This is a genomic window from Solidesulfovibrio sp. C21, assembly GCF_047785625.1.
In the GTDB taxonomy this organism is placed as follows: domain Bacteria; phylum Desulfobacterota; class Desulfovibrionia; order Desulfovibrionales; family Desulfovibrionaceae; genus Solidesulfovibrio.
Window position 1 is genome coordinate 1 of record NZ_JBLODY010000165.1, and the last position, 1,051, is coordinate 1,051.

General features: G+C 63.9%; 2 protein-coding genes. Both read left to right on the top strand.

Features of this window, described 5'->3' with window-relative positions:
* Positions 1-232: 232 nt before the first annotated feature.
* Entirely contained in the window at positions 233-595 is a 363-nt protein-coding gene (locus ACMZ6R_RS20475) for an STAS domain-containing protein (RefSeq protein WP_416114807.1), read from the top strand.
* A gap of 115 nt (positions 596-710) precedes the next feature.
* Positions 711-977: a hypothetical protein gene (locus tag ACMZ6R_RS20480; RefSeq protein WP_416114808.1), complete on the top strand. Its 267-nt coding sequence runs from the start codon at positions 711-713 to the stop codon at positions 975-977.
* Positions 978-1,051: the final 74 nt, after the last annotated feature.

Sequence of the window (1,051 nt, forward strand, 5' to 3'; positions counted from 1 at the left end):
GGAGGGGAGAGCGCGAGAGGGGAACCCTTTTTCCAAAAAGGGTTCCCCTCTCGCATTCTCATCCCATGAAAATCAACTAACATGCTGCTTTAAAAAGGATTGTGCGAATTCCCCGCTTTGCCTTGCCTGTGACGACGGCTTTCGACTATTGTGACCAAACGGCCACGTCGCGGTGACGGGCAAATCCCGCCGCCCCGCCTCAAGCCTGACCACGAAAAAATCGTCATCCACCATGAGCCGTATCACCCTCACCAACAGCCAGGGCGTCCTGTGGGCCCGGTTGGACGCCGTGCTCGGCGGCCAGCAGGCCCTGGAACTTGAAACCGCCGTCCTCGAAGCCGCCAGCCTCGGCCTCATCGCCGTCAGCGTGCTGGACTTGAGTCACGTCCCCGCCATGGACAGCTGCGGCGTCGGCGCCCTGGTGCGGCTGCAAACCGCCCTGGCCACCAAGGGCCGACGACTCATCCTCGCCAATCCCGTGCCGGCCGTGGCCGACGAGCTGCGCCTGCGCGGCCTCTACACCTTCTTCCATATCTCAAGCGACATCCGGCCCGAGATGGACGTCAGCCGTCTCCTGCTCGCCCGCGACGCCTGATTTCCGCCGCCCATTGACCCCGCCGCCGGTTTCGGTCAGACAATACGGCAAGGTCTTGTTTACGCCTGCCCCATGGCAGACGCCCTTGAACCATGCGTTGCAAAGGAGCGTACCCATGTCCGATCCGAAAAAACTGGCCCAGTCCATCGCCTCCCTGTACCCCGAAATAAGCAAACACGGCATCGCCGTCTCCGTGGCCGAAGACGCGGCCACCGGCGACTGGCTCGTCACCATGACCCACGGCGAACATACCCTGTCCACCCACCTGTCCAAAAAAGACGCCGACGACTGCCAAAACGGCATCCAATGCGTCTCCCTCGGCATCCAGATCGGCCGCTTCGTCGAGGACTACTGCCTCGGCCAGGGCGACTGCCCGGTGTAATGGGGAGGCTTCCAGGCCAGGGCTCCGCCCTGGACCCCGCCGAGGGGCCACGGGCCCCCCGGTCCCCCCGACTC

Coding starts and splice junctions, on each gene's coding strand:
- ACMZ6R_RS20480 (WP_416114808.1), top strand. CDS start 711: ATGTCCGATCCGAAAAAACTGGCCCAGTCCATCGCCTCCCTGTACCCC.
- ACMZ6R_RS20475 (WP_416114807.1), top strand. CDS start 233: ATGAGCCGTATCACCCTCACCAACAGCCAGGGCGTCCTGTGGGCCCGG.